The 6,526-nt window shown below is 50.8% G+C and carries 8 protein-coding genes; 3 read left to right on the top strand and 5 right to left on the bottom strand.

What is annotated here, in order from left to right:
- Positions 1-144: 144 nt before the first annotated feature.
- Together Q8W22_RS15645 and Q8W22_RS15640 are read right to left on the bottom strand one after the other, a co-directional pair.
- Complete coding sequence (locus Q8W22_RS15645; protein WP_303432951.1) at positions 145-360, bottom strand: VF530 family protein; 216 nt, start codon at positions 358-360, stop codon at positions 145-147.
- Between the two features lie 373 nt (positions 361-733).
- Positions 734-1,141, bottom strand: a complete 408-nt coding sequence (locus Q8W22_RS15640; protein ID WP_303432952.1) for an ester cyclase — start codon at positions 1,139-1,141, stop codon at positions 734-736.
- 309 nt (positions 1,142-1,450) lie between these two features.
- On the opposite strand from Q8W22_RS15640, the gene nth reads away from it, so the two are divergent.
- Positions 1,451-2,086 carry an endonuclease III gene (gene nth, locus Q8W22_RS15635; protein WP_305452996.1) on the top strand — a complete coding sequence of 212 codons (636 nt, stop codon included), beginning with the start codon at positions 1,451-1,453 and terminating at the stop codon, positions 2,084-2,086.
- A 226-nt stretch (positions 2,087-2,312) separates the two neighbouring features.
- Here nth and Q8W22_RS15630 read toward each other — a convergent pair whose 3' ends face one another.
- Positions 2,313-3,494, bottom strand: coding sequence for an MFS transporter (locus Q8W22_RS15630; RefSeq protein WP_303432954.1), 1,182 nt, complete (start codon positions 3,492-3,494; stop codon positions 2,313-2,315).
- A gap of 88 nt (positions 3,495-3,582) precedes the next feature.
- Here Q8W22_RS15630 and Q8W22_RS15625 point away from each other — a divergent pair, with 88 nt between their 5' ends.
- Positions 3,583-4,470 (top strand): LysR family transcriptional regulator, encoded by an 888-nt coding sequence (locus tag Q8W22_RS15625; RefSeq protein ID WP_303432955.1) that lies wholly within the window; start codon positions 3,583-3,585, stop codon positions 4,468-4,470.
- A 170-nt stretch (positions 4,471-4,640) separates the two neighbouring features.
- On the top strand, positions 4,641-5,045 hold the full coding sequence (gene gloA / locus Q8W22_RS15620; protein ID WP_303432956.1) for a lactoylglutathione lyase: 405 nt from the start codon (positions 4,641-4,643) through the stop codon (positions 5,043-5,045).
- Between the two features lie 114 nt (positions 5,046-5,159).
- On the opposite strand, the gene Q8W22_RS15615 is transcribed toward gloA, so the two are convergent.
- Positions 5,160-5,750 (bottom strand): hypothetical protein, encoded by a 591-nt coding sequence (locus tag Q8W22_RS15615; RefSeq protein WP_303432957.1) that lies wholly within the window; start codon positions 5,748-5,750, stop codon positions 5,160-5,162.
- 266 nt (positions 5,751-6,016) lie between these two features.
- Complete coding sequence (locus Q8W22_RS15610) at positions 6,017-6,394, bottom strand: c-type cytochrome (protein WP_303432958.1); 378 nt, start codon at positions 6,392-6,394, stop codon at positions 6,017-6,019.
- Between the last annotated feature and the right edge of the window lie 132 nt (positions 6,395-6,526).

Raw genomic sequence — 6,526 nt, 5'->3', positions numbered from 1 at the left:
TCGTATTTATCAGACATGATGTGTCACTCCCTGTAGAGGGTAAACTATAGGGGTGACACAGAATTTTGAACACTACCGTAGCGGCTGTTATCTGAGCGCGGTTTCAAGCGCCAACACCACCCCTCACCACGCTGTCCAAATACATCAGAAAGTAGACAGATACAGTGCTTCGACCTTACTTCTGGCCCATTCGGTTTTACGCAAGAATTTTAGCGATGACTTGATCGACGGATCACTTTTGAAACAATTGATATTGATCTCCTGCGCCAATCCACTCCAGCCATAATGCTCAACCAGGCGCTTGAGTATGTTTTCCAGCGTCAGTCCATGCAGGGGGTTATTGGGTTGTTCGTGTGCCATGGGTGTTACCTCGCAGAAGCCAATAAAAAACAGAGCGAAGTGTTAGTCCAAAGAGATCAAAGGTAAAGGGGACATCTATTTAATCCTGCACAACTCTGCGCGAGTGTTGCCGTTGTTCAGGGCAAGGCGACGAATGCAGCGAAATGACGAGTCCTTTTCAAATTCGTCAACACCGCACTGGACAGCGGCAACCCGCGCCCTTCGGGGGCTTCCGGTAGCCCAGAGTGAGCACCGGATTAAATAAATGTCCCCTAAAGCAGAAACCTTGATAAAAACAACGGACAGAAACCTGCCTGGAATCAGACAGGAAAAGCAATAAAAGGACGGATGCTATTTAGCCAATGGCAAAACTGAATGCCGACTATTTCATCAGTCAAGCAACGGCGAGCTGCTGTTGCAAATGAGCAATATCGATCATCAGACTGATATTACGTACCTTACCGCGCTGCAACGTCCAGGTAATTGCACAGGTAATACCAACCAGTTTCTGATTGGGCTGAAAGCCGAATACCGGTTTGACAAAGCTTCCGCAGATGGTCATTACACTGATAGCACGGTCGCCATCGGTCATAATGTCTTCAATCGCCAGATCAAAATCAGTGATCGCATTATGCAGGGTGTCGATCTCCTTGATAAAACCATCAATATCATTGGTTTCGAGAGACTGTGAGGCATGGTAAAGAAAGTCCCGACTTACCATTTGCTTCACAAGATTGAATCGACCTTTTCCCCAGGCATTATGTATAAATTGCTCAACGAGCATTTTATTATCGGTGGTCATTGCCTTTTCCGTGGGTTGTTACTTTCTGTGACAGCGGGCAGTGTAGATTTTGTATCGAAGTGTAACCACTCCATAGCCAAGAAAGCGTGACATGGTTCCGCTGGAGTTCACCTAACGGTACTGTTTCCCTCTGTAACGGTAGTCCATACACGACTAACCGGTTTCCAACCCTTTCATTCTCTTACTTAACACACCGGCCAACTCACACAAATATCACGTGATACACCTGCTGGTAACATTTACCGCTAGGCTGTCCACAAGGCTCATGGCACAGTAACCGCTCCCTGATACTAGCCCGACAACAGAACCATGAACAAAGCGAAACGCACCGAGATTTTCAGTCGTCTGCAGGCGGCCAACCCACACCCCAAAACCGAGCTGGAATACCGCACTCCTTTTGAATTGTTGATTGCCGTATTACTATCGGCCCAGGCAACGGATGTCTCGGTCAATAAGGCGACCCGTAAACTCTATCCGGTTGCCAATACGCCAGAAACACTGCTGGCACTGGGTGAAGAGAGACTAAAACAATACATCAAGACCATTGGCCTGTTTAACAGCAAAGCCAAAAACGTCATCAAACTCTGCGACATTCTGATCAATAAACACCAGAGCCAGGTACCGGAAACCCGAGAAGCCCTTGAAGCTCTGCCAGGCGTTGGCAGAAAAACAGCCAACGTCGTGCTTAATACCGCCTTCGGCCAGCCGACGATTGCCGTCGATACCCATATTTTCCGGGTATCCAACCGTACCCGTATTGCCCCCGGCAAAGACGTCAACGAAGTAGAACAACGGCTCATGCGGCTGGTGCCCAGGGAATTTCAACTGGATGCTCACCACTGGCTGATTTTGCACGGGCGTTATACCTGTGTTGCCCGTAAACCCCGCTGTGGTTCATGCTTGATTGAAGATTTATGTGAGTACAAACAAAAAACGTCCGACTGACAGACATGCCATCACATCATATCGGTCTGTTCGGTCTGTGTTTTGCTGCATCTCCCGGCCCGGCTTCGCGGGTCGGAGTACGAGATGGTGCATATAAGTACTCCTCCCGCTCTCATTATCCGGCCCTGCATTTAGCCGTTTCAATGTCGGAGAGCCTGTGATAGCAGGTAGTCTCCAATCTTGAAGGCTTCATAACAGACCTTGGAGCCGGCCTCACAAAGTGAGTTTAATCCGTTGCCAGTTTCGCTAATGAACGAGAGTCTAATACTCCCGAAATACGCGTCAGAATAATGGCCAGCGCCACAATCAAAGCCCCAATCCAGGGAGTATCCATTAACGACAAATCTTCGACTATCACACCACCCAACATAGAACCTGCTGCCACCCCAAGATTAAATGCGGCAATATTCAGCCCCGATGCCACATCCACTGCATTCGGTGTATAACGCTCCGCCAATTGCACCACGTACACCTGCAAGACAGGTACGTTACCAAAGGCAAAAGCGCCCCAGAACAATACCGTCAACACCGCCAGTGCCGGGGTATTCGCGGTAAAGGTAAAAATCAGCAGTACCAGCGTCAGAGCACAAAAAATAATACTCAGAGCCTTGATGGGTCCATGAGAATCCGCCAGCTTGCCACCCCAGATATTACCGACGGCAACCGACACACCATACACCAGCAGCACCAACGCAATCGCATTGGGTCCAAAGCCGCTCACCTGCTCCAGAATCGGCGCAAGATAAGTAAACGCCGTAAAAGCACCACCATACCCCAGCGCCGTAATGAGGTAGACCAGTAATAACCGAGGCTCCATCAACACCTGAAATTGTTCACGCAACGTTGCTGGCGCAGATTGCACAAGATTCTTTGGTACCAGAACGGCACTTCCTATCAACGCAATAACACCCAATAACGAGACAGTCAAAAACGTAGCACGCCAACCAAAATGCTGACCAATCAAGGTACCCAAGGGTACGCCAGTGACCAACGCTATCGTCAGACCGGTAAACATAATCGCAATAGCACTGGCCTCCTTGTCCTTGCTCACCAGACTGGTGGCAATGGTTGAGCCAATGGCAAAGAAAACACCGTGTGCCAAACCGGTAAGAATTCGCGCTGTAATCAGGCTTTCGTAACCCGGCGCTTGCCAGGCAGCCAGGTTACCCACCACAAACAACCCCATCAAACTCAATAACACGCTTTTACGAGACCAGCGCCCGGTCAAGGCCGTCAACACCGGGGCGCCGATAGCCACCCCAACCGCATAAAGGCTGATCAGCAAGCCCGATGATGGCAACGATACGCCCAGGTCTTGAGCGATGGTGGGAATCAATCCGACAATCACAAACTCGGTAGTACCAATAGCAAATGCACTCAACGTGAGTGCCCACAAAGCGAGAGGCATGAAATAACTCCTGAATTAATTTGCAGAGGAGTATGGGCAAAGATAATATTGCAAAAAACATCACAATAAACAAAAAACCTTTGCACTTATGACAAATATATCCAAGACGGATGATCTCGTCATTCTACTGGCAGTTTTCGATCTCGGCGGCTTCTCGGCAGCAGCCAACAGCCTTGACCACCCTGTTGCCAAAGTCACCCGTGCCATTCAACGACTGGAGCAACGGCTCGACACCAACCTGTTCAACCGCACCACACGCAAAGTCGAACCGACCGAAGAATGTATAGACTTTGTGCAACAGGTGCGCAAAGGTCTGGAGTATCTGGAACACGCAGAAGAAACGCTGCAATTACGCAAACAGGCACCATCGGGCTGGTTACGGGTGGATGCCGCCAGTCCGTTTATACTGCACCAAATCGTCCCTCTGGTGACTGAGTTCCAGCAGCGCTATCCGCTGATTACCCTGGAATTGGTCTCTAACGAGAGTGTTATCGACCTGATCGAAAAACGCACCGATGTCGCGATCCGGATTGGCCAGCTTGACGACTCTAACCTGCATGCCATCAAGCTTGGCCGCAGCCCTCTGCGACTGGTCGCCAGTCCCAATTACCTCAAGGTTCATGGCACACCCCAATCTATACAAGACCTGCATCACCACCGACTTATCGGTTTTACTCGGGGCAGTACACTGAATCATTGGCCACTGTCAGATTCGTTTGAAATACGCCCATCCATTGCCGCCAGCAGCGGAGAAACGCTGTTGCAACTCTGCTTGGCCAACCAGGGAATCGCGCTGATTTCTAACTTTATGGTAGCGGCGGCATTGAAGAACGGCGCACTGGTTGAAGTACTGCCAGGAGTCATCAATCGGCACAGCCCACGCCAGGAAGTACATGCCGTGTTTTACCGCAACACCACCCTGTCGAAGCGTATTTCAGTTTTTATTGATTTTTTAGCAACTCGACTGAGTCTGTAAAATTAATACGGCAGCCGCAGTAATCTGCTGCCGCTGCGACACCCGGGTTGCCTACACACCACGCAGTGGTTCATGCTTGCCGAGGTGATTACGCCACGATAACTACCCAGCGTCCCGCAGAAGCGACGCATCATCACCATACCGACCCAACCGACTACAGAGAGGCCCCCATGAGAATGCTGCACACCATGTTGCGAGTAGGAAATCTGCAACGTTCCATCGATTTTTATACCCAAGTGATGGGCATGGACTTGCTGCGTCAGAACGATAACCAAGAATATCAGTACACCCTCGCCTTTGTGGGTTATCAACCCGAGAGTGAAGGCACGGTACTGGAACTGACCTATAACTGGGGCCAAAGTGAATACGATCTCGGCACCGCCTACGGCCATATTGCACTGGAAGTGGATGACGCGGCAGAGGCCTGTGAAAAAATCCGCGCCAGTGGTGGCAATATTGTCCGCGAAGCCGGCCCGGTTGCCGGAGGCAAAACCGTGATTGCCTTTGTTGAAGATCCGGATGGCTACAAGATCGAACTGATCGAAAAAACACCGGATTTCCCGATCGAGCTGTAAATAAACCTTGTGCCTTGCCTTCCCAAGGCAGGCGGCAAGCGATCGTCCGATTGACCGGTCGCTTGCGGTGTGGCCGCGGCGTTATGCTAAAACCCAGTGATTACTCACACCGGCTCAGACAGGCTGGGCAACGCCAGTCGTGGTGTTGCCCACAGCCGCTGTATCGGCTGTGGCACTGGCTGTCACATTGGCCGCGGCTTTTTTATTGGCCAGGGCATGCTGTTGGTCGCAGCTTGACTGGTCTTCTTCACATACCCGCCGCGTCAGGGCCAGAAAAGCCCCCAACGATGCCAGCAACAAGGAACAGGCCACCAGAATCGCAACCGGGTAATACAGATTACCGGCCAATTCCAGCTGGCTGTATTTGATGATCATAATCAGCGCTTCCAGCACCAGAGCAATACACACGGTACCAACAAAACGCGAAATCGTACGGCGCACACTGACAAAAACACTTTCCCCTTGCTCATCCGCAGTGTATTCCTTGCCGACCCCAACACCGAGTTCATACATGGCGAGGGCAATCACCAGGTTATTGATCGACTTGATAACATGAGTAATCAACTCAATTTCCGGATTCCCGACTCCCGAGAAAAAATCACTGACCGCAAGAAACACCAGCAGCAATGCGATCAAATGAAAAATGCCCGAAAACAACAGGGCGACCGCAGTTTTATACTCAAACAAGCGGGTACCTAACAGCATGGTAAAACCACCTCGACAATACTCAGAATAAAAATAATCCGGGCCTCACACAGGTCAGTACCGGCACTCATGACACATAGAATGCGATACCCCGGTTCGGCAGAGGTTCCCATAAATTCAGTTTGGGATAAGGCAGGGTGAAACATCAGGGCGGAGAGACCCCGGCAAAACAAACAGTAACCAGAGCAGATGGATACACCAGCTCAGCCCCACGGATACAGCGCATTCCCACCTGGGGCAGGGATGCGCATTTTGCTCAGACAACCTTACAGCGTTTTCAAATAAGCAATCAGGTAATCCTGCTCGGCCTTGTCGGTAATCGCGACATGACGCATACGGGTACCGGGTACCAAGGCTTCGTTATCCTGCACCCAGAGCCGTAACTTCTCTTCTGTCCAGCTAAACCCCGCAGCCCGCAGCGCATCCGAATACGCAAAGCGCGGCAAGGAGCCAGCCTGACGTCCAACAACGCCAGTCAGGCTTGGACCAAAGGTATTTTTGCTGGAATCTTCTGAATGACACGCATGGCAGTTTTGCGCGAAGACTACCTGGCCTTGAGCGGCACGCATGTCATCCCCGGCATTCGCCAGCGACGCAGCCAGAGTAGCGGCACACAACAGCACAGAACCCAATGACTTTTTCATAACAACACTCCTGATAGAGACGGGAAACGATGGAATCCATCCAGTGTATGCAGTCGTGTTTGATTGCCATCCTGTACTTCGGTACTGTTCCCGGGGCTCCTGTGAGACAGATCAATAAAATACGTATTTTGG

This window comes from Oceanobacter sp. 1_MG-2023 (assembly GCF_030689025.1).
Lineage (GTDB): Bacteria > Pseudomonadota > Gammaproteobacteria > Pseudomonadales > Oceanobacteraceae > Oceanobacter.
The sequence above is the reverse complement of the archived record's forward strand: the minus strand, read 5'-3'. Positions and strand labels throughout refer to the sequence as shown.

What these genes read in the sequence shown, in the direction of transcription:
- Q8W22_RS15645 (WP_303432951.1), bottom strand. Translation starts at nt 360, where the DNA reads ATGGCACACGAACAACCCAATAACCCCCTGCATGGACTGACGCTGGAA.
- Q8W22_RS15640 (WP_303432952.1), bottom strand. Translation starts at nt 1,141, where the DNA reads ATGACCACCGATAATAAAATGCTCGTTGAGCAATTTATACATAATGCC.
- nth (WP_305452996.1), top strand. Translation starts at nt 1,451, where the DNA reads ATGAACAAAGCGAAACGCACCGAGATTTTCAGTCGTCTGCAGGCGGCC.
- Q8W22_RS15630 (WP_303432954.1), bottom strand. Translation starts at nt 3,494, where the DNA reads ATGCCTCTCGCTTTGTGGGCACTCACGTTGAGTGCATTTGCTATTGGT.
- Q8W22_RS15625 (WP_303432955.1), top strand. Translation starts at nt 3,583, where the DNA reads ATGACAAATATATCCAAGACGGATGATCTCGTCATTCTACTGGCAGTT.
- gloA (WP_303432956.1), top strand. Translation starts at nt 4,641, where the DNA reads ATGAGAATGCTGCACACCATGTTGCGAGTAGGAAATCTGCAACGTTCC.
- Q8W22_RS15615 (WP_303432957.1), bottom strand. Translation starts at nt 5,750, where the DNA reads ATGCTGTTAGGTACCCGCTTGTTTGAGTATAAAACTGCGGTCGCCCTG.
- Q8W22_RS15610 (WP_303432958.1), bottom strand. Translation starts at nt 6,394, where the DNA reads ATGAAAAAGTCATTGGGTTCTGTGCTGTTGTGTGCCGCTACTCTGGCT.